Source organism: Streptomyces sp. NPDC014727 (genome assembly GCF_043083485.1).
GTDB lineage: Bacteria > Actinomycetota > Actinomycetes > Streptomycetales > Streptomycetaceae > Streptomyces.
Genome location: NZ_JBIBYR010000028.1, coordinates 1 through 23,804 on the forward strand (window position 1 = coordinate 1; position 23,804 = coordinate 23,804).

Here is a 23,804-nt window from a genome sequence, read left to right on the forward strand (position 1 = left end):
GGGGGGGGTCCCCGTGGGGGGCCGGGGGGGGGGGGGGGGCGGCCTGGGGGTGGGGGGGGCCGGGTTGGGGCGGGCCCCCCCCCTCTTGTGGTGGGGGGCCCCCGGCCCTTCGCGTACCGGGGTTCAGGCCGAGGGTTCGGCCATCGCCACCGCGATCCTGCGCGGCCCGGTGAACGGCTCCCGGCCGTGTGCGGCCAGCATGTTGTCCACGATCAGTACGTCGTCGCGCCGCCAGTCGAAGCGGGTCGTCGCCGCGCGGTAGGCGGCCCTGAGATGGGCGACCGTCCCGTCCGGGATCGGGGTGCCGTCGCCGAAGTAGGTGTTGGTGGGCAGGTCCTCGTCCGGGAAGATCTCCCGCAGCCCCTCCTGCACCTCCGGCGCCAGCGAAGTGACGTGCCAGAACGTGGCGTGGTTGAACCAGACCCGCTCGCCGGAGACCGGGTGCGCGTGGACCGCGTCCCGCGTCGTCGTCGTGCGCAGGCCGCCGTCCTCGCGCCATTCGGGCGAGATCCCCCTGTCCCGGCAGTACGCCTCGACCGCGGCCCGGTCATGGGTGTTGAACGCCTCCTGCCACGGCACTCCGAAGTCGCCGTGGAAATTGCGCACCACCCGCCAGCCGCCGCGCCGGGCGAACTCCTCGCGGACCTCGGGGTCGATGGACCGGTACACCTCACGGATGTCGGCGAGCGGTGTGGCGCCCCGGGTCTGGGCCGGCTCGACGCAGTAGAAGTACAGCGCGAGCGGCCAGACGGCCTGGTACGAGTTCTCGTTGTGCAGGAAGATCTCCTCGTCGGCCGGATAGTCCGTCGACGTGTACACCTGGCCCTTGATGGTGGAGCGCGGCGACGACCGCTCGGTGTAGCTCAGGGGTCCGGTGCCGGAGAACTCCCGCACCACCGCGTCGAAGCCGTCGACGCCGCCCACCTCGAAGCCGCGCAGCAGGATCGCCCCGCGCTCGCCGAGGATCCGCCGCAGCTTCGTCCGGTTCCCGGCGATGTACTCGTGCACCTTCGTGCCCGGCTCCGCCGTGTACTCGATCGCGGTCATGGGACCAGTACCCCTCTCCACTGCCGCTCCTCGTTCCGCGGCTCCTCGTAGTCGCACAGTTCCACCGGCCCCGTCGAGCCCGCCTCGCGGGCCAGCGCGGCGAACGCTCCGCCGGCCGTCGGCAGGTCCTGCACCAGCCAGGTGCCGGGGCCCGTCCGCTCCGTGTGCCGCACCACGACGGGGCCGTCCCGGTGGGGCTGTACGTCGACCGCCTTCAGGTCCGTGATGATGCCGACGCCGCTCGCCTTGACGACGGCCTCCTTGCGCGTCCAGGCACGGAAGAAGGCGTCGAGGCGCGCCGCCTCGTCCGGCCGGGAGCGGGCGTGCGCGAGTTCGGACGCGCTCATCACCAGTTTCGAGGCCCCCTCGACATCGAGGCGACGCCCGTCCTCGACGTCCACTCCGACCTGCCGGCCGACGACCACGGCGAGCAGCCAGTGCCCCCCGGACCGCGAGAAGTTGAAGTCCAGGTCGGTGACGGGAGCGTCGACGCGCGGTCTGCCGTGCCTCGGGTGGCCGCAGCGCGGGCAGGGACGGCGCCCGAGGACGACCTCCTGCGGCGCCACGTCCAGATACCGGGCGAGCACCCTGCGCAGTGCCGCGTGCGAAGCGGTGTAGCGCACCGCGGCGCGCGAGGACATCCGCCGCACGCTGCGCAGTTCGTCCTCGCCGAGCAGGACGGCGTCGCCGGGGGCGGGTTCGTCGGGGGCCCTGCCGTGCCAGATGTGGGCCGCGTCGCGGTCCCTCAGGTACTCGTATGCGACTGTCATCGCCTCAGTCCGTTCTTCCGGGTCCGTGGTCCTCGCCCACGGACGTCAATCCGACATCGCGACAAGCACCCGGCGGTCGCCGGTGAACGGGCGCCGTCCGTGGGCGAGCAGGACGTTGTCGATGAGCAGCAGGTCTCCGGAGCGCCAGTCCACGTCGACGGCGTGCTCCAGGCCGCGGTCGCGGATCTGGGCGACGTACTCGGCGGGAATGGGACTGCCGTCGGCGAACGTGACGTTCTGCGGCAGCTCGTCCTCGGGCAGGATCTGCGCGAGGGCGCCGGCGGTGTCGTCGCCGAGCCCGGCCGGGTGCCACTGGTCGGACTGGTTGAACCACACCTCGGTACCGGTGATCGGGTGCCGGGTGGTGGCGGGTCGCAGCGAGGAGACGCGGATGCCGCCGTCCGCCTTCCACTCCCAGGTGGCGCCGGTCCGGTCGAGGAAGGCGTCCACCTCCGCCCGGCTCATCGTCTCGAACGTGTCCTGCCAGCTCTTGCCGAAGCCGTATCCGTCGTGCAGGTTCTGGACGTAGCGCACGCCGTCGGCGAAGGCCTCGCGCACCTCGGCGTCCAGGGACTCGAGCCACACGGCCGCGTCGACCACGGGTGTCGCGCCGCCGCTGCCGGGCCGCACCTGGCAGTAGAAGGCGAGCCGCGACGGCCAGGCGTGCGCGTAACTCATCTCGTTGTGCATGGAGATGGTGAATTCCTGCGGGTACTCCGTGGATGTGTAGACGTTGCTGCCGACCTTGGTACGCGGCGAGTTGCCGTGCACATAGGCGAGCCGGTTGGGCAGCAGTGTGTCGAGCACCTGGTCCAGGTCCTCGGGGGTGACTCCGAAGCCGCGGAAGACCAGGCCCTTCTCCGCCACGAGCAGCTTGCCGAACTCCTCTCCCATGCCGGTGATCCGCTCGACGAGCTCCTCGCAGCCGCCGATGCTCTCGGTCTCGATCTCCAGGGGAGTCCAGGCCTGCGTGTGCGTCATGGGTTCATGCCTCCAGATCCTTGGTGATGTCGGCGACCAGTTCGGCCTCGCGGGGAGCGAGGTAGAAGTGGTCGCCCGGGTAGGTGCGAAGGGCGAAGTCCCCGGCCGAGGTGAGCTCGGACCAGGCGAGGACGTTCTCGCGGGAGCAGCCCGGGTCGTCGCGGCCGAGGTACGCGGTCACCGGCGCCGACACCCTTGGCGGTGGCGACGCGGGCCGGTACTCCTCGATGAGCCGGTAGTCGGCGCGGAGCGCGGGCAGCAGCAGTTCGCGCAGCTCCGGGATGTCGTACGCCTCCGAGCCCAGGTCGCCGAGTCTGCGTACCCCGGCGACCAGGTCGTCGTCGCCGCGCAGATGCAGTCCGGTGGGGCGGGCACGATGTGGTGCGGAGCGGGCCGACACCAGGAGGCGGCGCGGTACGACGCCGTGCCGGCGCTCCAGTCGCAGGGCCGTCTCGTACGCCACGGACGCGCCCATGCTGTGCCCGAACAGCGCGAGGGGCACGTCGAGTTCGGGCAGCAGGGCGGCGCCGACGGCGTCGGTGAGCGCGGCCATGGACTCCACACAGGGTTCGCTCAGCCGCTCCTGGCGGCCCGGACAGCGCACCGCGAGCAGCTCCACGTCGGACGGCAGGCGCGCCGGCCAGCCGTGGAAGAGCTGCGCGTTGCCGCCCGCGTGCGGGAAGCAGACGAGGCGCAGCCGCGGCCGCCCGGACGGGGCCGGGTAGCGCCGTAGCCACGGCTCGTCGCGCACCGTCCGCTCACTCGCTCCCCTTGGCGGGTTCATGTGTCACCTCTCGCTTCAAATCCGGTGCCAGTACGGCGAGCAGGGCCAGCACGGCCATGGCCGCGGCGATCGAGCGGACGGTGGGCAGTGCGCCCCACGCCGTGAGCAGCAGGCCGCCCGCGAAGGACCCGAGCGCGTTGGTGCCCGAGCCGATGAGGGTCGCCGTGGCGGCGACCCGGCCCTGGTACGCGTCGGGTGTGATGCTCACCTGGTAGACGGCGGCGGCCACGTTGAACACGGCGCCGACGAATCCCGTCCCCGCGTACAGGGCGCCGAGCAGCACCGGGTGCGCGGTCAGGGCCATGGCGCCGATGAGCAGCGCCCAGGCGGCGGCTCCGCCGATCAGCAGGGTGCGCCGGCGCATCCGGCGCCGCACCCTGCCGCCGGCCAGCGCCCCGCAGAGTCCGCCGACGCCGCCGATGCCCACGATCACCGCGAGGGCCGAGGACGACAGCCCCGACTCCTTGACCCGCACGATCAGGGCGAGCGCCAGCATCTGGAACAGGACGTTGGTGCCGGCCACATAGCCGAGCGCGGAGCGCAGGAACCGCTGACGCCACAGCCACCTCATCCCTTCGGCGACCTCACCGGTCAGCCGGGAGCCGTCCCTCCGGCCGGTCTCCTGCGTCTGGAAGTCCTTGCGGATGAACAGCAGCGAGAGCAGCGAGACGAGATAGCCGAGCGCCCCGAATCCGAAGGGGAACGAGCGGCCCAGCGAGTGCAGCAGCACTCCGCCCGGCTGGCCGAGCAGCCCAGCCGCGCGCCCGCGCGCCTCGTTCTGCGCGAGCGCGGCGGGCAGGTGGTCCGGGTGCACCAGATTGCGTACCGCGCCGCGCTCCGCGAGCCGGTAGAACACCGAGAGCGACGCCTCCGCGAACGCGGCCGCCGCCAGGTGCACCACGTAGACGCGGCCGGCGGCGAGCGACAGCGCCACGCCGCCGACCACCAGCAACCGGCCCGCCTCGCAGACCAGCATCACCCGGCGCCGGTCCCAGCGGTCCACGAGAGCCCCGGCGGGCAACTGCACCAGGAGCAGGGGCAGCAGGGCCGCCGTGGTCACCGCGGACATGGCGAGCGGCGAGCCGGTGTGCCAGAGCACGATCAGCGGATACGCGACGGTGGTGACCCGCGCGGCCAGGAACGACATGCTCGCCCCCGACCACAGCAGCAGGAACTCCCGGTTGCGGCGCAACGGCCCGGCCGGTGCTCCGGCCCCCTGCGCCGCACCGTCCACGAGCGTCATGTCCTGCACCACTCCAGGACGGCCATCGCGCTGTGCATCTTGTTCTCGGCCTGCGCGAAGGCGATGCTCGCCGGGCCGTCGAGCACCTCGGCGGTGACCTCGTCGCCGCGGTGCGCGGGCAGGTCGTGCATGAAGACCGCCTTGGGGCTGGAATCCCACAGGGCCGCGGTCACCTGGAACGGCGCGAAGACGTCCCGCCAGTCGGCGTCGGGCTTGCTGGAGCCGGTGGTCTGCCAGCGCGTCGTGTAGACGACGTCCTGGTCGGCGGGCGGTTCGTCCATGTCGTGCCGCTCCCGGAACGTGGCCCCGTACCGGGCCGCCTGTTCGGCGGCGCGCTCGCGGTAGTACGGGGCGAGGCCGTAGCCGGGCGGGGTGCGCAGTTCGAGCGTGGCGCCGGGGAAGCGGGTCAGGGCGAGCGCGAGCGCCGAGGCGGTGTTGTTGCCCTCGCCCACGTACAGGACACGCAGTCCCTCGATGCGGCCGAACTGCCTGTGCAGGGTGGTGAGATCGGTGAGCGCCTGGGTGGGGTGCTCCTGCGCGCTCATGGCGTTGACGACCGCCATCCGGTCCTGCGCCGCCCAGGCCCGCATCTCGGCGGGGTCGCCCGCGGTACGGGCGACCAGCACATCGAGCATCCGGGACATGACGCGTCCGGTGTCCTCGCTCGTCTCGCCGGTGTTGAGCTGCAGGTCTCCGGGCCCGTACGAGACGACCTGCCCGCCGAGCCGCAGTGCGCCGCTGGAGAAGGCGGTACGGGTACGGGTGGAGGTCTTGCTGAAGTAGACGCCGACGACGGCACCGGTGAGCGGTGCGGGGCGGCCCGCGCCGCCCGCCGAGAAGGCGGCGCCGCGGGCGACGAGGGCGTGCAGTTCGGTGTCGGTGAGGTCGTCGATGGAGATCAGATGCCGTACGTGGGCCACGGTGTCCTCCTGAGGTGCCGAAGATGTGGATGACATGTCGTCATGCGTCGTTCCGCGACGCGCGGTCCTCGTCGGTGACGACCGGGGCCAGGACCGCGGGGAGTTCGCCGGTGCCGGAGGCGTCGCGCCAGCCCGAGGCGAGCGTGCCGCTGCCGAACCGGGCGTCGTGGGCGGTGAGTTCGGCGGTGAGGTGCTTGACGACCGCCTTGCCCGAGTCGGCGTTGGTGAGGGCGACGAACCCCGTGCCGCCGTGCATCCGGCTGATCGCCATGTTCCAGTAGCCCGACGGCTCGCCGCCGTGGCCGAACTCCAGATCGTCGCCGGTGTCGTCGACGATGGTGCCGAGCCCGTAGAACGTGCCGGCCTCCCCCGCGAGCAGCTCCCGCGCCAGGGCCTGGGGAACGAGCGCGCCCGGTGTGCCGAGCAGGGAGTCCCGGACGGCGAGTGCGAACCCGGCGATGTCGCCCGCGGTGGCCCACAGACCGGCGGCGGCGAGGTGGGCGCGGTTGCGCCAGCCGCCCTTGAGGGGGGTGCCGTGCGCGTCGTGGCCGAGCGCCACCGGGAGACCACAGGTGCGCGGGTGGTCCTGGTCGAAGCTGCTGTCGGCAAGGCCGAGCGGGTCGAGGACCAGCCGGCGCATCAGGGCTTCGAAGGGCTCCCCCGTGACGTCCTCCAGCACCTGCTGCAGCACCCAGTAGTGCGTGCTGCTCTTGCGGAACGTCCTGCCCGGTGTCAGCTCGCGCCGCACGCGCGGGGTGCCGACCGGTCCGCTTCCTTCCAACAGGTTCAGCAGGGTGGGCAGTTGCTCGCCGGGCCGGAATCCGACGCTGCGGTGCCGGGCGAGGCCGGCCCGGTGTCCGAGCAGCGCGCGCACCGTGACGGGTCCCGGCGCGGCGGGGTCGTCGTCCAGGTGCCAGGAGCGCAGATACGTGTCGATGTCCGCGTCGAGGTCGATCAGGCCCTGGTCGACGAGGCGCAGTACCGCGAAGGCGGTGAGGTGCTTGCTGACGGAGCCGACCTGGAAGAGCGTCCGCCGGGTCACCGGTCCGTCGCCCCCGGCCGCGAGGACCCCGTGGGCCCGCAGTTCGGCGAGCGCGCCGTCGCGGATGACCGCGAGGGCGACGCCGGGCACGTGGTGCTCGGCCATGACGCCGGTGAGCCGCGCGGCGAGCGGGTCGGTGTCCCCGTCCTCGGGCGCCGGACCGAGCAGCGCGGCGGCCCGTGCGACGGCGTCGTGGTCCGCGTGTCCGCCGTCGGACGCCTGCGCGAGCAGCGCGGCGAGGAGTTCCGCAGGCACCTCCACGGTGGCGGCGGCGCCTGCCGCCGGGGAGTCGTCCTCCGCCGGGGACGGCGCCACCGGTGACTCGGCCGGGGAGCCGGCCGGGGCGGTGCCGCCCGTCGGGGAGCCCGCCGCGTCCTCGTCCACCGCCGCGGCCAGGTCGATCAGGGTGTCGTGCTGATACATGCGGTAGACGGAGACCGTCAGACCCGCCTCGCGGGCCGCGGCCAGGACCTTGATCATCAGCAGGGAATGGCCGCCGAGGTCGAAGAAGCGGTCGTGGACGCCTATCCCTTCGACACCCAGGACATCGGACCAGATGGCGGCCAGGGTCTTCTCCGTCGAAGTGCGCGGCGGCACGTGTTCCGTACCGGTGCGCAGCGCGCCGCGGTCGGGTACCGGCAGCGCCTTGCGGTCGACCTTGCCGTTGGCGTTCAGCGGCAGGGCGTCCAGGGGGACGAAGGCCGACGGCACCATGTAGTCCGGCAGTCGCAGCGCGCAGTGCTCGGTCAGTGCCTGGGGGTCCGGTGCGGCGGTGTGCGGAGCAGGCGTCCAGTAGGCCACCGTACGCCGGTCGCCGGGCACCGGCTCGTGCACCGCCACATGGGCGTCGCGCACGGCGTCGTGGGCGGCGAGCACCGCCCGGATCTCACCGAGCTCGACACGATAGCCCCGAATCTTGACCTGGTCGTCGAGCCGGCCGAGGAACTCCACGTTCCCATCGGAAAGTTGACGCACCAGGTCACCCGTGCGATACAGCCGGGCACCGGGCCGCTGCGCATACGGATCCGGCACAAAACGCTCCGCCGTCAGATCCGGACGCCCCGCGTACCCACGCGCCACACCCGTACCACCGACATACAGCTCACCCGCCACCCCGACCGGCACCGGAGCCAGCGCCGCGTCCAGGACGTACACCGTCGTGTTCGGCAACGGACGCCCGATCGGCACCACCTCCCGGCCCACCGGTCCGGTCACCGGGAACACCGTCGACCCCACCGACGCCTCGGTCGGCCCGTACTCGTTGATCAGCCGGCCGGGCCCCAGGATGTCCAGGGAGCGATCGGCGACGGTGCCGGGCAGCGCCTCGCCCGCCACCACCGTGACCTCGGCCAGCTCCTGTGCCTGTTCGGTGGTGAGTTGTGCGGCCAGCAGCTCCAGATGGCCGGGGGTGAGCTTGATGAAGCTGTACGGGGCTCCTGCCAGCAACTGCCGCCCCAGGTCGCCGGGTTCGGTGTCCTGGGACACGGCGAAGACGCGCTGGCCGGTGATCAGCGGTGCCCACAGATTGGGCACGACCAGGTCGAACGCGACCGAGGAGAACAGCGGCGCACCCCCCGTACCACGGGAGGCCAGCTCCCGCGCCGCCCACGCCACATGATTGACCAGACCCCGGTGATGCACCTCCACACCCTTGGGCACCCCCGTCGAACCGGAGGTGAAGACGACATACGCCAGAGCGTCCAGATCGTCCACACGCTCCGGCGCCGTGGACGGCAGGGAGGCGACGTCGTCGCCGATGAGCAGTACCCGGGCCGCGGCGCCGAAGCGGTCCTCGTACGCGTCGGACGTGACAGCCGTCCCGGCCCCCGATGTACGCACGATCGCCGCGACCCGCTCGGCCGGGTATGACGGGTCGACCGGCACATACGCGCCGCCCGCCTTCCACACCGCGAGCAGGGCCGCCACCAGGGCGGGTCCCCGGTCCAGCTGGACGGCGACCCTCGACTCGGCGCCCACGCCGCGCGAACGCAGCGCGTGGGCCAGGCGGTTGGCGTACGCGTCGAGTTCGGCGTACGACAGGGTCCGCCCGTCCAGGGTGACGGCCGGGGCGTCCGGGGTGCGGGCGGCCTGCTCCTCGAAACGCCGGAGCACCGTGGCCGTCTCCGCCTCGTACGCCGTGTCGTTCCACTCGACGAGCTGGCGCCGGAGCTCGTCCTCGGGCAGCGGGACGATCCGGGCGTCGCCCGCCGGGTCCCGCGTCATGGCGGTGAGGACGCCCTCGTACAGGGCGGTGAGCCGGTCGGCGTGGTGACGGGACAGGGCGTGGGTGTGCGTCGTCATCAGGAGGTGGCCGGAGACCGCGGACACGGCCAGGCCGAACTCCGTGGCGCCCTCCCCCGAGCTGTCGCCGACATCCACCCGCTCGGTGTCCACGTGATCGAAGTCCTGATAGCTGAACCGGACGTCGAGCAGGCGCTCCACCCCGGCGTCGCGCTGGATCGTCGGCATCGGGTAGCGCCGGTGCTCCCACATCCCCGCCTCGTGGGCGAAGACGTCACGGACCAGTTCCTCCCAGCTGCGTTCGCGGTCGGCGTCGAAGGCGAACGGCAGGGTGTTGAGGTACATGCCGTACACGCGCTCGGCCCCCGGCGCCTCGGGGCGGGCGCTGAAGACCAGCCCGGAGTGGAAGCGGGTCTCCTCGGTGAGCATGCTCAGGACCTTCAGGTGCGCGGCGAGCAGCACGCTCTTCAGGGAGACCCGGGCCCGTGCGGCCACGGCGCGCAACCCCTGCTCGAACGGGGCCAGCCGCACCGCGACCCGGAAGGTCTCGCGCGGTGCCGAGCGGTCGCCCGCCCAGGCCGTCGGCAGGGTGAAGCGTGCATGGCCGCCGGTGACGCCGGCCCAGTGCGCACGGTCGTCCCCGGACCGCAGGGAGCGCTGCTCGGCGGCCACGAAGTCCGCGTAGCGGACCGCGGGCGCGGGCACGTCGGAAGGGGCGCCGCCGTCGCGGACGCGCCGGTAGTCGTCGAGCAGTTCCATCAACAGCGCGCGGTGGCTCCAGCCCTCGGTGATCGCGTGGCACACGGTGAGGCCGAGCCGCCAGGCACCGGGTCCCTCGACGTGGGCGGTCATCCGCAGCAGCGGCGCCCGTTCCAGGTCGAAGAGGTCGGCCCGCTCCCGGGAGATGAACTCCTCCACGGCGTCCCGCAGTCCCGTCCCGTCGAGCCCGCTCAGATCGTGCACGGCGACGGGGATGTCCGCCTCGGCGTGTACCACCTGAAGCGGCTGGGACCAGGTGTCGAGGTGGAAGGAGGTACGCAGCAGCTCGTGCCGGGCGACGACGGCGCGCGCCGCGGCGCGCAGCGCGTCGGGCGAGAACGGCACGTCCTCGGTGATCCGGAACGACGACACGTTGTGGTACGCGTGCTTGGTGTCGTCGGCGAGCATCTCCAGGACCATGCCGAGTTGTACCTGGGTCAGCGGATACGCGTCCACGGCGTCCTCGGGCAGCAACGCCCGGTCCTCGGCGGACAGCAGCGCGAACCGTTCGACGGGGGCTTCGGCCTCGGTGGGCGCCGGCCGACCGGTGAGGTGCTCGCTGAGCGCGGCGACGGTGCGGAACTCGAACACGTCGCGCACCCCGATGTCGAACCCGGCGGCGCGCAGCGCCCCGACGAGGGCGACGGCACGGATCGAGTGGCCGCCGATGGCGAAGAACTCGTCCTGGACGCCGACCCGTTCGAGGCCGAGGACCTCGGCCCAGATCGCGGCGACGCGCTCCTCCGTCCCGGTGCGCGGCGCCACGTAGCCGTCGTCCACCGCGCCGGCGGGGTCGGGCGCGGGCAGCGCCCTGCGGTCGACCTTGCCGTTGGCGTTCAGCGGCAGGGCGTCCAGGGGGATCAGGGCCGCGGGGGCCATGTAGTCGGGCAGGCGCCCGGCCAGGTGGGCGCGGATCTCGTCGGCGGTGGCCGTCGCGGGTGCGTAGTACGCCACCAGTTCGCCGTCGGCGCTCGTCACATGGGCGTCGTGCACGGCGTCGTGGGCGGCGAGCACCGCCCGGATCTCACCGAGCTCGATCCGGTAGCCGCGGATCTTGACCTGGTCGTCGAGCCGGCCGAGGAACTCCACGTTCCCATCGGAAAGTTGACGCACCAGGTCACCCGTGCGATACAGCCGGGCACCGGGCCGCTGCGCATACGGATCCGGCACAAAACGCTCCGCCGTCAGATCCGGACGCCCCGCGTACCCACGCGCCACACCCGTACCACCGACATACAGCTCACCCGCCACCCCGACCGGCACCGGAGCCAGCGCCGCGTCCAGGACGTACACCGTCGTGTTCGGCAACGGACGCCCGATCGGCAGCACGTCGAGATCGACCGGTCCGGTCACCGGGAACACCGTCGACCCCACCGACGCCTCGGTCGGCCCGTACTCGTTGATCAGTTCCGTGTGCGGGGCGAGCGCGCGCCAGCGTTCCAGCGTGCCGCGCGTGAACGCCTCGCCGGCCACGACCAGGACCGGGGCGAGCGCTCCCGCCTGCTCCGCCGTGAGCTGCCCGGCGAGCACGTCCAGGTGGCCCGGGGTGAGCTTGATGAAGCTGTACGGTCCCGAGGCGACGAGACGCTCCCCCAGGTCGGCCATGTCGACGTCGCCGCCGACCGCGTGCACCGCCTGGCCGGTGATCAGCGGTGCCCACAGATTGGGCACGACCAGGTCGAACGCGACCGAGGAGAACAGCGGCGCACCCCCCGTACCACGGGAGGCCAGCTCCCGCGCCGCCCACGCCACATGATTGACCAGACCCCGGTGATGCACCTCCACACCCTTGGGCACCCCCGTCGAACCGGAGGTGAAGACGACATACGCCAGAGCATCCAGATCGTCCACACGCTCCGGCGCCGTGGACGGCAGGGAGTTCAGGGCCTGTTCGGGGAGTTCCGTGAGAACCACCGTGGCACCGGCCGCCTCGCGCATCACGGCCACGCGCTCGTCCGGGTGGGTCGGGTCGACGGGGACATAGGCGCCGCCGGCCTTCCACACCGCGAGCAGGGCGGTGAGCAGGTCGGGGCCGCGGTCGAGCCGGACCAGGACCCGGGACTCGACGCCGACGCCACGCCCGCGCAGATGGTGTGCCAGCCGGTTGGCCCGTACGTCGAGCTCGGCGTACGACAGGCTCCGCCCGTCCAGCGTGACGGCCGCGGCGCCCGGGGTCCGGGCCGCCTGCTCCTCGAAACGCCGGAGCACCGTCGCCGTCTGCGCCTCGTACGCCGTGTCGTTCCACTCGACGAGCTGGCGCTCCCTTTCGCCCTGCGGCAGGAACGACGCCTGCGCGTCGCCCTCCGGATCCGCCGCCATCGCCTCCAGGACCTGACGCAGCATGGCCGCGAGGCGGTCCGTGCCCGACCGGCTGAGCGCGCGCGGCGACGCCGTCAGGACGAGGTGGCCGACGCGTGCGGAGACACCCAGCGGGAACTCCGTGGGGCTGTCGTCGATGCTCGCCAGGTAGTCGACCTGCTCGCGGTCGACCTGGTCGAAGTCGTGATAGCTGAAACGCATGTCGATCAGCCGCTCGCCGTCGGCGAGCTCCCGCTGAATGACCGGCATCGGGAAGGCCCGGTGGGGCCACAGCTCGATCTCGCGGGCGAACACCGCGGAGACCAGATCGCGCCAGGTGGCGGCCGTGCGGTCGTGCGCGAACGGCAGCGTGTTGAGGTGCATGCCGTAGACGCGGTCCGCGCCGAGCACCTCGGGGCGCGCGTTGCACACCAGTCCGGTGAAGAAGCGCTCCTCCTCGGTGAGCATGCTGAGCGTCTTCAGGTGCGCGGCGTGCAGCACGCTCTTGAGGGAGGCTCCCGACTTCGAGGCCAGCGCGCGCAGACGGTCCTCCAGGTCGTGGAAAGGCACCGGAACCCGGTAGGGGGCGCCCTCGTCGGCGGGGTCGCCGCGCCAGGGCGCGGGCACGGTGAGCCTGGCGTGGCCGTCGACGACCGACTGCCAGTACCCGCGCGACTCCGCGGAGCCGAGGACGTCCAGCTCGGCACGGACGAAGTCGGCGAACCGGACGGCGGGGCGCTCCGGTGCGGCCGGCTCCTCGCCATCGACCAGGCGGCCGTAGTCGGCGAGGACCTCCATCAGGAGGGAGTGGTGGCTCCAGCCGTCGAGGATCGCGTGGCACTCGGTGTGCGTGATCCACCAGCTGCCGTCGCCCGCCACGTGCGCGTACAGGCGCAGCAGCGGGGGCGCGGCCAGGTCGAACAGCTCGCCGCGCTCCTTGAGGGTGAAATCCCGCAGGGACGCCTGGAGTTCGTCCTCCGTCAGCTGCGACAGGTCGCGGGCGCCGACCGGCATCTCGGCCGATTCGTGGACCAGTTGCAGCGGCACGGAGTAGCCGGTGAGGGCGACGGAGGTGCGCAGCGCCTCGTGCCGGGCGACGACCGCGGCCGCGGCGGCGCGCAGCGCGTCGAGGGAGAAGGGCCGCTCGTCACGGATCCGGAAGGACGTCACATTGTGGTAGGGGTGCTTGCCGTCGTCCGTCAGCATCTCGACGACCATGCCGAGCTGCACCTGGGAGAGCGGATAGGCGTCCACGAGCCCCTCGGGCAGCAGCGCCCTGTCCTCGGCGCTCACCAGTGCGAACGGCTCGACGGTGCGGCCGGCCTCGGCGGGTGCCGGGCGGCCGGTGACGAGTTCGGCGACCCGGGCGACGGTGCGGTGCTCGAAGACGTCGCGCACCGCGAGGTCGTAGCCGATGGCACGCAGCCGGCCCACGAGCGTCACGGCGCGCAGGGAGTGTCCGCCCAGCTCGAAGAAGCCGTCCTCGACGCCGACCCGGTCGAGCCCGAGGACCTCGGCCCACACCTGCGCGATGCGCTCCTCGGCGACGGTGCGGGGCGCGACGTGCCCCCCGGCGCCGAGCGCGTCCTGCCCCGGCTCGGGCAGGGCCCGCTCGTCGAGCTTGCCGTTGGTGGTCAGCGGCAGCCGGTCCAGGGCGACGAAGGCCGCGGGGACCATGTACTCGGGCAGTACCCCGGACAGGTGCGTGCGCAGCTCCGCCGGGGTGGGGGCCGCGTCCGCGGCCAGGGTCACGTAGGCGACGAGGCGCTTGTCGCCGGGGGTGTCCTCGCGGGCGAGGACGACGGCGTCGCGCACGGCGGGGTGCGTGGCAAGGGCCGTCTCGATCTCACCGAGCTCGATGCGGAAGCCGCGGATCTTGACCTGGCCGTCGATGCGGCCGAGGAACTCCAGGCTGCCGTCGGGCAGCCGCCGGGCCAGGTCACCGCTGCGGTAGAGGCGGGCGCCCGCGGGCCCGTAGGGGTCGGGCACGAAGCGCTCGGCGGTCAGCGCGGGCCGGCCCAGGTAGCCTCGGGCCACGCCGGGCCCGCCGACGTGGATCTCCCCCGGCACGCCGATCGGCACCAGGGCGCCCTGGGCGTCCAGGAGGTACACGTCCAGGTCGGTGAGCGGATGTCCGACGGGGTTGCCGGCCCGCGGGTCCAGGTCGCGCCCGGTGAGGCGGTGGTAGGTGGTGTGGACCGTCGTCTCGGTGATCCCGTACATGTTGACCAGGGCGGTGCGTTCCAGGCCGAACCGGTCGGTCCACGGACGCAGTTCGGAGACCTCCAGCTTCTCCCCCGCGAACACCACGGCCCGCAGCGGGAGTTCGGTGTCCGTGTCCACCAGCGAGCGGAACGCGGACGGCGTCTGGTTGAGCACCGTGACCTGCTCGCGCTTCAGCAGGTCAAGGAACTCGTCCGGGGAACGGGTGACGGCGTGCGGGACCACGACGAGCCGGCCACCGTGCAGCAGCGCGCCCCACATCTCCCACACCGACACGTCGAAGGCATAGCTGTGGAACAGCGGCCATACGTCGGTCTCGGTGAACGCGTAGTGCTCGTGGCCTCGCTCCAGGAGACGTACGACATTGCGGTGGGTGAGCGCGACGCCCTTGGGGCGGCCCGTCGAGCCCGAGGTGTAGATCGTGTAGACGAGGTTGTCGGGGCTGCCCGGCACGGCCGGGTCCGTGTCCGGTTGGGCCTCGATCAGTTCGGCATCGGTGTCCAGGAGCAGCAGGTCCACGTCGAACGGCCCTGCGTGCGCCGCTGTGGTGACGACGACGGGGGCCTGGGCGTCCTGACGGATGTAGGCCAGGCGGTCGGCGGGATTGGCCGGGTCGAGGGGCAGGTATCCGGCCCCGGACTTGAGGATGCCGAGCAGCGCGGGCAGCAGCTCGATGCCGCGCTCCAGGCTGAGGCCGACGAGGACCTCCGGGCCGGCGCCGCGTGCGATCAGGGCGTGCGCGATGCGGTTGGCGCGGGCGTTGAGCTGCGCGTACGTCAGGTCGGTGCCCTCGAAGGTCACGGCGACGCGGTGCGGGGTGCGGGCCGCCTGCTCCTCGAAGACCTCGTGCACACGCCGCGTCACGGGCCGCGTCCTCGCCGGGGTGCCGAGCAGTACGGTCCGCTCCCGCGCGTCGAAGATGTCGTACGAGGACAGTGCCGCGTCCGGCGTGGCGGCGATCCCCTCCAGCAGTCGCAGCAGGTGACCGGCGAAACGCTGCACGGTCTCCCGGTCGAAGAGGGCGGTGGCGTACTCCAGATGGCCGCCGAGCGAGCCTTCCGCGCCCTCCCGGACCTGCAGGTCGAGGTCGAACTTGGCGACCCGGCCCGAACCCTCGAACGGGGAGGTCTCGACGCCGGGGAACGTGAAGGACGACCCGCGGTCGCCGTGCATCGTGAACGCCACCTGGAACAGCGGCGTGCGCGACAGGTCGCGCTCGGGGCCGAGCGCGTCGACGACCTGGGTGAAGGCCACGTCCTGGTGGTCGTAGGCGTCGAGGACGGTGGCGCGGGTGCGGGCGAGCAGCTCGGTGAAGGCGGGGTCGCCGCCGACGTCCGCGCGCAGCACCAGGCTGTTGATGCCGTAGCCGATGAGCTGCTGCAGCTCGGGCCGGCCCCGGCCGGAGACGACCGTACCGACGGCGATGTCCGTGCGGCCGCTCCAGCGGGCGAGCAACGACTGGTAGGCGGCGAGGAACAGCATGAACACAGTGGCGTCGTGCCGGGCGGCCAGGTCGCGCAGCCGGGCGGCGAGCGGGCCGGGCACGTCGAACGCGACGGCGCTGCCCGCGCCGTCCCGCACGGCGGGGCGGGGCCGGTCGGTGGGCAGTTCGAGCGGGGCCAGGCCGGCCAGCTGCCCGCGCCAGTAGTCCAGGTGGTGTCCCACCACGTCGCCGGTCAGCTCACCGCGCTGCCATACCGCGTAGTCGGCGTACTGCACGGCGAGCGGCGCGGGCGCGTCTCCCCGGTACAGCTCGCTCAGTTCCTGTCCGAGGACGCCGGTCGACCAGGCGTCGCAGGCGATGTGATGGAGCACGACCGCCAGGACGTGCTCGTCGGCGGTGAGCCGGATCAGCCGGGCCCGCACCGGCCAGCCGCCGGCGAGGTCGAACGGTTCGGCCAGGTCTGCCTCGATCAGGGCGCGGGCCGCGTCCTCGTCGGCCGCGTCGGTGACGACGATCGGGAACTCCCGCGGCCGGTCGATCACCTGGACGGGCTCGTCGCCCCGCAGTTCGTAGCGGGTGCGCAGGATCTCGTGCCGGTCGAGCACCGTCTGCCAGGCCCGGCCGAGGGCCTCGGTGTCGAGGTCGCCGCGCAGCCTGAGCACCAGCGGCACCAGGTATTCGGGGCTGTCGGGTTCGAGGCGGCCGAGGAACCACATCTGCTGCTGCCCGTACGAGAGCGGCAGCGGCGCCGTTCGGTCGGCCCGCGGGATCCCGGTGCGGCGGGCGGTGGTGCGGCGGCCCCCGAGGCGGCGGCGCAGCAGCTCGGCGCGGAGTGCTTCGGCGTCGACGGCCGGGACAGCGGGCCTCTCCATTTCCCCGGTGCTCATGCCTGGTGCTCCTTGGATGTCTGCGGTGCGTTGTCCGTGTCCTCGACCGCCGCGCGGAGGTCGTCGTCGGTCAGCGCTGCTATCTGTGCCGTGACGTGCTCCTCGACCACCTCGGCGAGCCGCCGGACGGTCGGGCCCTCGAACACCGCGCGGACGGTGAAGTCGATGTCGAACGCGCGCTGGATCTCCGAGATCAACCGGATCGCGAGGATCGAATTGCCGCCCACGTGGAAGAAGTTGTCGTGCGCGCCGGCCTGGACGCCGAGCAGCTCGGTCCAGATCCCGGCGATGCGCTCCTCGACGGGGCCGCTCGGGGCGACGTGTCCGCCGTCCTGCTCGGGCCGTCCGGGGTCGGGCAGGGCGCGTCGGTCGACCTTGCCGTTGGCGTTGACGGGAATCACGTCGAGGGCGGTGTACGTCGCCGGGACCATGTACTCGGGCAGCCGCTCGGCGCAGTGCGGGACGAGGTCCGGCAGCGGTGCGTCCGCGTCCGCGGGCACCACGTACGCGGCGAGGCGGGGTTCGGCGCCCTCGGCCCGGTGCACGGTGACGACGGCGTCGCGCACGGCGTCGTGGGCGGCGAGCACGGCCCGGATCTCACCGAGCTCGACGCGGTATCCCCGGATCTTGACCTGGTCGTCGACGCGGCCCAGGAACTCGACGGTGCCGTCGGGGAGTCGACGCGCCAGGTCGCCGGTGCGGTAGAGGCGGGCACCGGGCTCCTTCGCGTACGGGTCGGGCACGAAGCGCTCCGCCGTCAGGTCCGGGCGTCCCGCGTAGCCACGCGCCACACCTGTACCACCGACGTACAGCTCGCCCGCCACCCCGACCGGCACCGGGGCCGACGCCGCGTCCAGGACGTACACCGTCGTGTTCGGCAGCGGACGCCCGATCGGCAGCACATCGACGTCGGGCGTCTCGCCGTCCGGCGGTACCGGGTGGACGGTCGCGCCGACCGAGGCCTCCGTGGGCCCGTACTCGTTGAGGATCCTCATGTCCGGGGCGAGTTCGCGCCAGCGCTCCAGGCTCGCGCGGGTGAACGCCTCGCCCGCCACGACGAGGACCGGGGTGAGCGCTCCCGCCTGGGTCGCGGTCAGCTGGGTCGCGAGGATGTCGAGGTGTCCGGGCGTCAGCTTCAGGAAGCTGAACGGTTCGGCCTCCGCGAGGCGTTTGCCGAGCTCCGAGAGGTCGGTGTCCTGCGGCAGCAGGAACAGCCGCTGCCCGGTGACCAGCGGCGCCCAGAGGTTGGGGACGACCAGGTCGAAGGCGACGGAGGAGAACAGGGCGCCGCCGCCGCAGTCACCCCCGGCCAGCTCCCGGGCCGCCCAGTCGATGTGGTTCGCGAGGCCCCTGTGGTGCACCTCGACGCCCTTGGGCGTGCCGGTGGAACCCGAGGTGAAGACGACGTACGCCAGCCGGTCCAGGTCCCTGGCGCGGGCCGGTACCGCCGAGGGCCGCTCGGCGACGGCCCCGGCGTCGGTGTCCAGGCACAGCAGGCGCGGCCCGAGCGAGGGGAAGCGGCTCGCGTACCCGGCGACGGTCACCGCCGTGCGCACGCGCGCCGTCGCGCACATCTCGGCGACGCGTCCGGCCGGGTGGGACGGATCCACCGGCACGTACGCGCCGCCCGCCTTCCACACCGCGAGCAGCGCCGCCACGAGGTCGGGCCCCCGGTCGAGCAGCACCGCGACGCGTGACTCGGCGCCCACGCCCAGGGTGCGCAGATGGTGGGCGAGGCGGTTGGCGCGGGCGTCGAGCTCCCCGTACGTGAGCGTCTGCGCGCCGTGCGTCAGTGCGGTGTGCTCCGGCGCGGTGCGGACCTGCTCCTCGAACCGTTCGAGCACGGAGCGTTCGTCGGTGCCGTGCGCCGTGTCGTTCCAGTCCACGAGGATCCGCCGGCGCTCGTCCGGCGACAGCAGCGGCACCTCCCCCAGCGCGGTGTCGGGGTCGTGTGCCACCGCGTCCAGCAGGCTCAGGAAGTGGCCGGCCATCCGCTCGGCCGTGGCCCGCTCGAACAGGGACGTGGCGTACTCCAGCACGCCGTCGAGGCCCCCCTCGGGGGTCTGCCGCATGAACAGCGACAGGTCGGTCTTGGCCACCTGCCAGGCCTCGGTGAACGCCGCGAGGTCCGCGTCATGCGTGACGACGCTGGTCACACCCTCGCTGTGCAGGTCGAAGGCCACCTGGTAGAGCGGTGTGCGGGACAGATCGCGTTCGGGCTGCAGCTCGTCGACGAGCCGTTCGAACGGCAGCTCCTGGTGGACGAAGGCCGCGCGGGCGGTGTCCCTGACCCGGCCGAGTGCCTGAACGAAGCTCATCCCCGGCCGCAATCCGCAGCGCACGACGAGGGAGTTGAGGAAGAAGCCGACCATGCCGTCGGTCTCGGGCCGGGTGCGGCCGGCCACCGGGGTGCCGACCGGCACGTCCCACTGACCGCTGTAGCGGGCCACCAGCGTGGCGTACGCGGTGAGGAGCGTCATGAATGGTGTCGCACCGTGCGCCCTGCCCAACTCGCCCAATTTCTCGGCCAGTTCGCTCGTAATCCGGAACGGTACGACCGCGCCGTGCGGGTCGCGCACCGCCGGGCGCGGCCGGTCGGTGGGCAGGGCGAGCGGGGCGATCTCGTCGAGCGCGGCCCGCCAGTGGGTCAGCTCCCTGTCGATCACCTCGTCGGTGAGCCGGGCGTGCTGCCAGGCGCCGTAGTCCGCGTACTGGAGGGCCGGCGCCGGCAGCCGCGGCGCCTCGCCCGCGGCGAAGGCCTCGCACAGGACGCGCAGTTCGCGCTCCAGGATCACCGTCGACCACCCGTCGCAGGTGATGTGGTGCATGGTCAGGAGCAGGATGTCGCCGTGATCGTCGACCCGGGCGAGCAGCGCCCGCCACAGCGGTCCCCGTGCCAGGTCGAAACCCCGCCGGAACTGCTGGCCGAACAGGGCCGGCAGGTGGGCCCGGGTGGTGGACTCGACGCGCAGTTCCACGCTCGTGCCGTCCGGGGCGTCGATGATCTGGCGCGGCTCCCCGTCGCTGTCGGCGTACCGGGTCCGCAGCGGCTCGTGCCGCGCGGCGAGAGCGTCCAGGGCACGCCGGACCGTCGTCGCGTCGAGACCGGCCGGCAACCGCAGGAAGAGCGGGGCGACCCACTCGGGGCTGCCGGGGTGCATCCGGTCCAGGAACCACAGGCGGCGCTGGCCCGACGACAGCGGCAGCTCGCCGTCGCGCGGCACGGCCACGATGCCGGGCTCTTCGGTCCGCGCCCCCGGCGCCGAGCCGATCAGCCCGGCCTGCGCCTCGACCGTGGTGGCCGCGAACAGGCCGCGCAGCGACACCTTCTCGCCGGAGGCGGCCCGCAGTCGGGCGGCCAGGCGCGTCAGCTGCAGCGAGGTGCCGCCCAGGGCGAAGAAGTCGTCGTGCGCGCCCACCCGCTCCAGGCCCAGCAGCTCCGCCCACACCCCCGCGACCAGTTCCTCGGCCGCGTCGCGTGGCGCGGTGAACGCCGGCTGCTCCGCGGCGAGGATCTCGTCCGGCGTCGGCAGCAGCGCCCGGTCGACCTTGCCGTTCGCCATGAGCGGGAAGGCGTCGAGGGTGTGGAGGAAGGCGGGGACATGGCTGTCGGGGAGCCGCTCGGCGAGGAACCCGCGCAGCTCGGCCGCCCCGACGGGGGCGCCGACGGTGAGGTGCGCGGCGAGCCGCTTGCCGCCGTCGACCGTGTACGGCGTCACGACGGCGCCGGTGACCGCCGGGTGCGCCGCGAGGGCCGCCTCGACCTCGCCCGGCTCGATCCGCACCCCGTTGACCTTGACCTGGTGGTCCAGCCGGCCCAGGTACTCCAGAGTGCCGTCGGCACGCCAGCGCACCTGGTCGCCGGTGCGGTACAACCGCCCGCCGGGCTCGGGGGCGTACGGATCGGGCACGAAGCGTTCGGCGGTCAGATCAGGGCGCCCCGCGTAGCCGCGGGCCACTCCCGTGCCCCCGGCGTACAGCTCACCGGGCACGCCCACCGGTACGGGCGCGCCGTTGGCGTCCAGGACCATGACCCGCATGCCGGGCAGCGGACGGCCGATGGGCACGGGCCCCGCGGTGACGTCCGCGGCGACCTGCTGGGCGGTGACGTCGATGGAGCACTCGGTCGGCCCGTAGGTGTTCCACACCTCCAGCTCGGTGCCCGCCCGTTCGCGCACCCGGGCGACGAGCTCGGCGTGCAGGGCCTCGCCGGCCGAGAAGAGCAACCGCAGCGAGCCGCAGCCGCTCCAGTCGCCCTCCTCGACGAGGAGGCGCAGCACGGACGGCACGACCTGGAGCACCGTCACACCGGTTTCCGCGACCGTGCGCAGGAGTCCGGCCGGATCGCGCTCGGCACCGGCCGGGGCGAGTACCACGCTGCCGCCGCTGACGAGCGGCGCGAAGATCTCCCAGGCCGCGGCGTCGAAGCCGATGGTGGTCTTCTGCAGGACGCGGTCGTCGGCCCCCAGCCGGTGCCGGTCCACGGTCCAGCCGACCCGGTGGGCGATGCCCGCGTGGGTGATGACGACGGCCTTCGGCTTTCCGGTCGAACCGGAGGTGAAGACGGCGTACGCGACGTTGTCGGAGTGTGCGGCGGCGAGCGGCGGCCCGTCGGGCGCATCGCCGGCCGGGACCTCCTCGGGTCCCACGCGCCGGGCCCCGGCGTCGCGCACCGCGTCCGCCAGCTCGGGCCCCGCCAGCACCAGGTGTGCCCCGCTCTCGCGGACCAGGCCGGACAGCCGCGCGGGCGGCTGTGCCGGGTCGAGCGGGACGTAGCCCGCGCCGGCGCGCCACGCCCCGAGCAGCGCCACGACCAGATCGACGCCGCGCGGCAGGCCGACCCCGATCAGCGTCTCGGGCCCGGCACCCAGATCCCGCAGGTGGTGGGCCATGCGCAGCGACGCGTGGTCCAGCTCCTCGTACGTCACCGCCCGGGCGCCGTCGACGACGGCGACCGCGTGCGGGGTACGGAACGCCTGCTCGGCGAAGCGTTCCGAAAGCAGTTCGGCGTTCACGGTAACTCCTGTCACAGATCCGGGTGGGCGGGCGAACGGGCTCAGGCCGCGGAGGACTCGTGCATGCGGCGGCGCAGGCTCAGCGGCCGCATGTCCGTCCACACCTCGTTGATCCTCGCCAGGCACTCCTCACGGGTGCCCTCCGTGCCCTCGGCGTGCCAGCCGGCGGGCAGCTCGCGCCCGGCGGGCCACAGCGAGTACTGCTCCTCGTCGTTGAACACCACGCGCTGGACGGGGCCTTCGGACTGCTCTGCGGTCATGACTGACTCCTTGGTGTGGATGGGGTGGTGGGTACGGGATCCGGTCGGGGCCCACGGGATCAGGCGGGCAGGAAGTCCTCGACGCGGACGCCGAGGCCGCGCTCCTCGGCCCGCTCGCGCACGTACTCCGCGAGCGCCATGTCGAGCACGCCCAGGCCGAAGGGCGAGAACACGACGGGGCGGTGCGGCGCGCGGCGCAGCGTGGCCGTGCCACGCAACAGCGCCCCGATCGGCGCGGCCACGAAGTCGCGGTTTCCCACGGCCTGTTGGGCCAGGTCGAGGGAGGTGCGTTCACGGCAGACGTGGTCGGCGTCGTCGACGACGTTGACCGCGCCGAGGACCGTGTCGGCCGTCAGGTCCCGCAGCGAGACATGCAGCACGGTGGTGTCGGGGCCGCAGGCCGCCAGGTCCATGTGCGGGGCCGCGGCGGTCGTGGCGAGAGAGAGGAGCCGGTGCGCGCCGAGGGCCTCGGTCAGGTCGGTCACCACGGACGTCGTGACCTTCGGGGCCGCCTCGGCACACCGCTCCGCGAACGCCGCGGCGCGCGCCGGATCGGTGTCGTACAGGGCGGCCTCGCGCAGCCCCGGCAGGGCGGCGGCCAGGAAGCGCAGGACCTCCAGGTTGATCACGCCGCAGCCGATCAGCAACACGGAGTCCGGGGCGTTTCCCGCGGTCAGCTCCCGGGCGGCGAGAGCCGCGCTCGCGGCGGTGCGCTTCGCGGAGATCACCGCGCCCTCGACGAACGCCGTCGGGCGGCCGTCGTCCAGCGAGTTGAGCACGATGGCCGCGCTGGCCCTCTCGGCTCCCACCTCCACGTTGCCGGGGAACGAGGCGATCCACTTCATCCCGGCGACGGGCCGTTGGCCGCCCCGGTAGGCCGGCAGGCCGATGATCCGGTCCCGGTCGTGCCGCTCCTCGGGGAAGCGCAGGAACGTCGAGTGCGGCAGGGACGTGAGCCCTTCGTCGTGCAGCCGGTAGGTCTCGCCGACGAGCTCGATGATCTCCGCCTCGCGGTCGGCCAGGACGTCCGCCACATCGGCGCGCCGGAGAATCAGCATGGGGTTCCCTTCCTGCGGGGCTGACGGGGGAGGCAAAGCCTGGTGATGCGGAGATGGTGCGAGAGGCCGCTATATACGGCCTATACGGACGGCTCGTGCCCCGGCGGCATGACCCCCGCCGGGGCACGAGCCGTTCTCGGAGCACGAACCGTTCCTAGAAGACTCATGAAGATCTTGCTGAGGGGCTGTCCGGCCGTGGGCCGGGTGGCGGTCTGACAGGGGGACGGTGTGGCGGCGGGGCAGGTCACCGTGGCGGCGGCGGTTTCGATACGGACGTCGTCCAAGGTGAAGCCCGCGGGGACGGCGGGCCGGAGCGGGGCGGGTTTGAAGAACAACCGGTGGCTTGCTGCTTCGAGGGTCTGGCAGGCCTCGCCCGTGGAGTAGGCGGTGTCACCGAAGGCGTCCACCGACGGTGGCCTCGTGGTGCTCGGGCCCGACGCCGGGAGTGAGGGCCACCGCGGTGTATAACGCGGTCTCCGGCTCGATGGCCAAGTGGGCTTTGTATCCGTCCTGCTGGTGGCTGCGGGTCTTGTGGATGTGCCGGGCTTCGGGGTCGACGGTGGAGACCATCCGGTCGTAGGCGGTGCCCCGGGTGACGCGCCAGCGCCCGTCGCGGCCGTCGGAGTCCTCGGCAGGTTCGACGTCCTGTCCGGCGACCAGGGACAGGATGCCGACAGCGTTCGCTGCTTTCTCGCCCAGTTCCTGCTCGGGCAGGTGCCCGAGCAGCCTGAGTGCGTCGCCTACCAGGGCGTCTACGAGGGCGGCGCGGGCCTCCTCGTCGTTCCAGACGATCCTTGGTTTGCCGGGGTCGCTGTAGTCGGCTCTTGCCGTC

Annotated in this window: 10 protein-coding genes and 1 pseudogene; all 11 read right to left on the minus strand. The window is 73.0% G+C overall.

Going from position 1 to position 23,804, the window contains the following annotated elements:
- Positions 1–123 precede the first annotated feature (123 nt).
- Positions 124–1,047, minus strand: coding sequence for a TauD/TfdA family dioxygenase (locus ACF1B9_RS30835; RefSeq protein WP_391744665.1), 924 nt, complete (start codon positions 1,045–1,047; stop codon positions 124–126).
- Positions 1,044–1,817, minus strand: coding sequence for a 4'-phosphopantetheinyl transferase family protein (locus tag ACF1B9_RS30840; RefSeq protein WP_391744667.1), 774 nt, complete (start codon positions 1,815–1,817; stop codon positions 1,044–1,046). Before ACF1B9_RS30840 ends, ACF1B9_RS30835 begins: the two co-directional genes overlap by 4 nt.
- A 45-nt stretch (positions 1,818–1,862) precedes the next feature.
- A complete protein-coding gene (locus ACF1B9_RS30845; RefSeq protein WP_391744668.1) occupies positions 1,863–2,798 on the minus strand; it encodes a TauD/TfdA family dioxygenase in 936 nt (311 codons plus the stop codon).
- Between the two features lie 4 nt (positions 2,799–2,802).
- Entirely contained in the window at positions 2,803–3,582 is a 780-nt protein-coding gene (locus tag ACF1B9_RS30850; protein ID WP_391744669.1) for a thioesterase II family protein, read from the minus strand.
- Positions 3,557–4,825 (minus strand): MFS transporter, encoded by a 1,269-nt coding sequence (locus tag ACF1B9_RS30855; protein WP_391744670.1) that lies wholly within the window; start codon positions 4,823–4,825, stop codon positions 3,557–3,559. The genes ACF1B9_RS30850 and ACF1B9_RS30855 overlap by 26 nt, the downstream gene beginning before the upstream one ends.
- Positions 4,822–5,745 (minus strand): ornithine carbamoyltransferase, encoded by a 924-nt coding sequence (locus ACF1B9_RS30860; RefSeq protein WP_391744672.1) that lies wholly within the window; start codon positions 5,743–5,745, stop codon positions 4,822–4,824. The genes ACF1B9_RS30855 and ACF1B9_RS30860 overlap by 4 nt, the downstream gene beginning before the upstream one ends.
- A gap of 40 nt (positions 5,746–5,785) precedes the next feature.
- Positions 5,786–16,639, minus strand: coding sequence for an amino acid adenylation domain-containing protein (locus tag ACF1B9_RS30865; protein WP_391744674.1), 10,854 nt, complete (start codon positions 16,637–16,639; stop codon positions 5,786–5,788).
- A complete protein-coding gene (locus tag ACF1B9_RS30870; RefSeq protein WP_391744675.1) occupies positions 16,636–21,654 on the minus strand; it encodes an amino acid adenylation domain-containing protein in 5,019 nt (1,672 codons plus the stop codon). The genes ACF1B9_RS30865 and ACF1B9_RS30870 overlap by 4 nt, the downstream gene beginning before the upstream one ends.
- 41 nt (positions 21,655–21,695) lie before the next feature.
- A complete protein-coding gene (locus tag ACF1B9_RS30875; protein ID WP_351075194.1) occupies positions 21,696–21,914 on the minus strand; it encodes an MbtH family NRPS accessory protein in 219 nt (72 codons plus the stop codon).
- A gap of 59 nt (positions 21,915–21,973) precedes the next feature.
- Positions 21,974–22,972, minus strand: coding sequence for a 2,3-diaminopropionate biosynthesis protein SbnB (sbnB, locus tag ACF1B9_RS30880; protein WP_391744677.1), 999 nt, complete (start codon positions 22,970–22,972; stop codon positions 21,974–21,976).
- A 236-nt stretch (positions 22,973–23,208) separates the two neighbouring features.
- Positions 23,209–23,791, minus strand: a pseudogene (locus ACF1B9_RS30885) (IS5/IS1182 family transposase); the annotation flags it as partial.
- Between the last annotated feature and the right edge of the window lie 13 nt (positions 23,792–23,804).

Bases quoted from the DNA above. Each gene is read 5' to 3' on its own strand.
- ACF1B9_RS30835 (WP_391744665.1), bottom strand. From the start codon at position 1,047: ATGACCGCGATCGAGTACACGGCGGAGCCGGGCACGAAGGTGCACGAG.
- ACF1B9_RS30840 (WP_391744667.1), bottom strand. From the start codon at position 1,817: ATGACAGTCGCATACGAGTACCTGAGGGACCGCGACGCGGCCCACATC.
- ACF1B9_RS30845 (WP_391744668.1), bottom strand. From the start codon at position 2,798: ATGACGCACACGCAGGCCTGGACTCCCCTGGAGATCGAGACCGAGAGC.
- ACF1B9_RS30850 (WP_391744669.1), bottom strand. From the start codon at position 3,582: ATGAACCCGCCAAGGGGAGCGAGTGAGCGGACGGTGCGCGACGAGCCG.
- ACF1B9_RS30855 (WP_391744670.1), bottom strand. From the start codon at position 4,825: ATGACGCTCGTGGACGGTGCGGCGCAGGGGGCCGGAGCACCGGCCGGG.
- ACF1B9_RS30865 (WP_391744674.1), bottom strand. From the start codon at position 16,639: ATGAGCACCGGGGAAATGGAGAGGCCCGCTGTCCCGGCCGTCGACGCC.
- ACF1B9_RS30875 (WP_351075194.1), bottom strand. From the start codon at position 21,914: ATGACCGCAGAGCAGTCCGAAGGCCCCGTCCAGCGCGTGGTGTTCAAC.
- sbnB (WP_391744677.1), bottom strand. From the start codon at position 22,972: ATGCTGATTCTCCGGCGCGCCGATGTGGCGGACGTCCTGGCCGACCGC.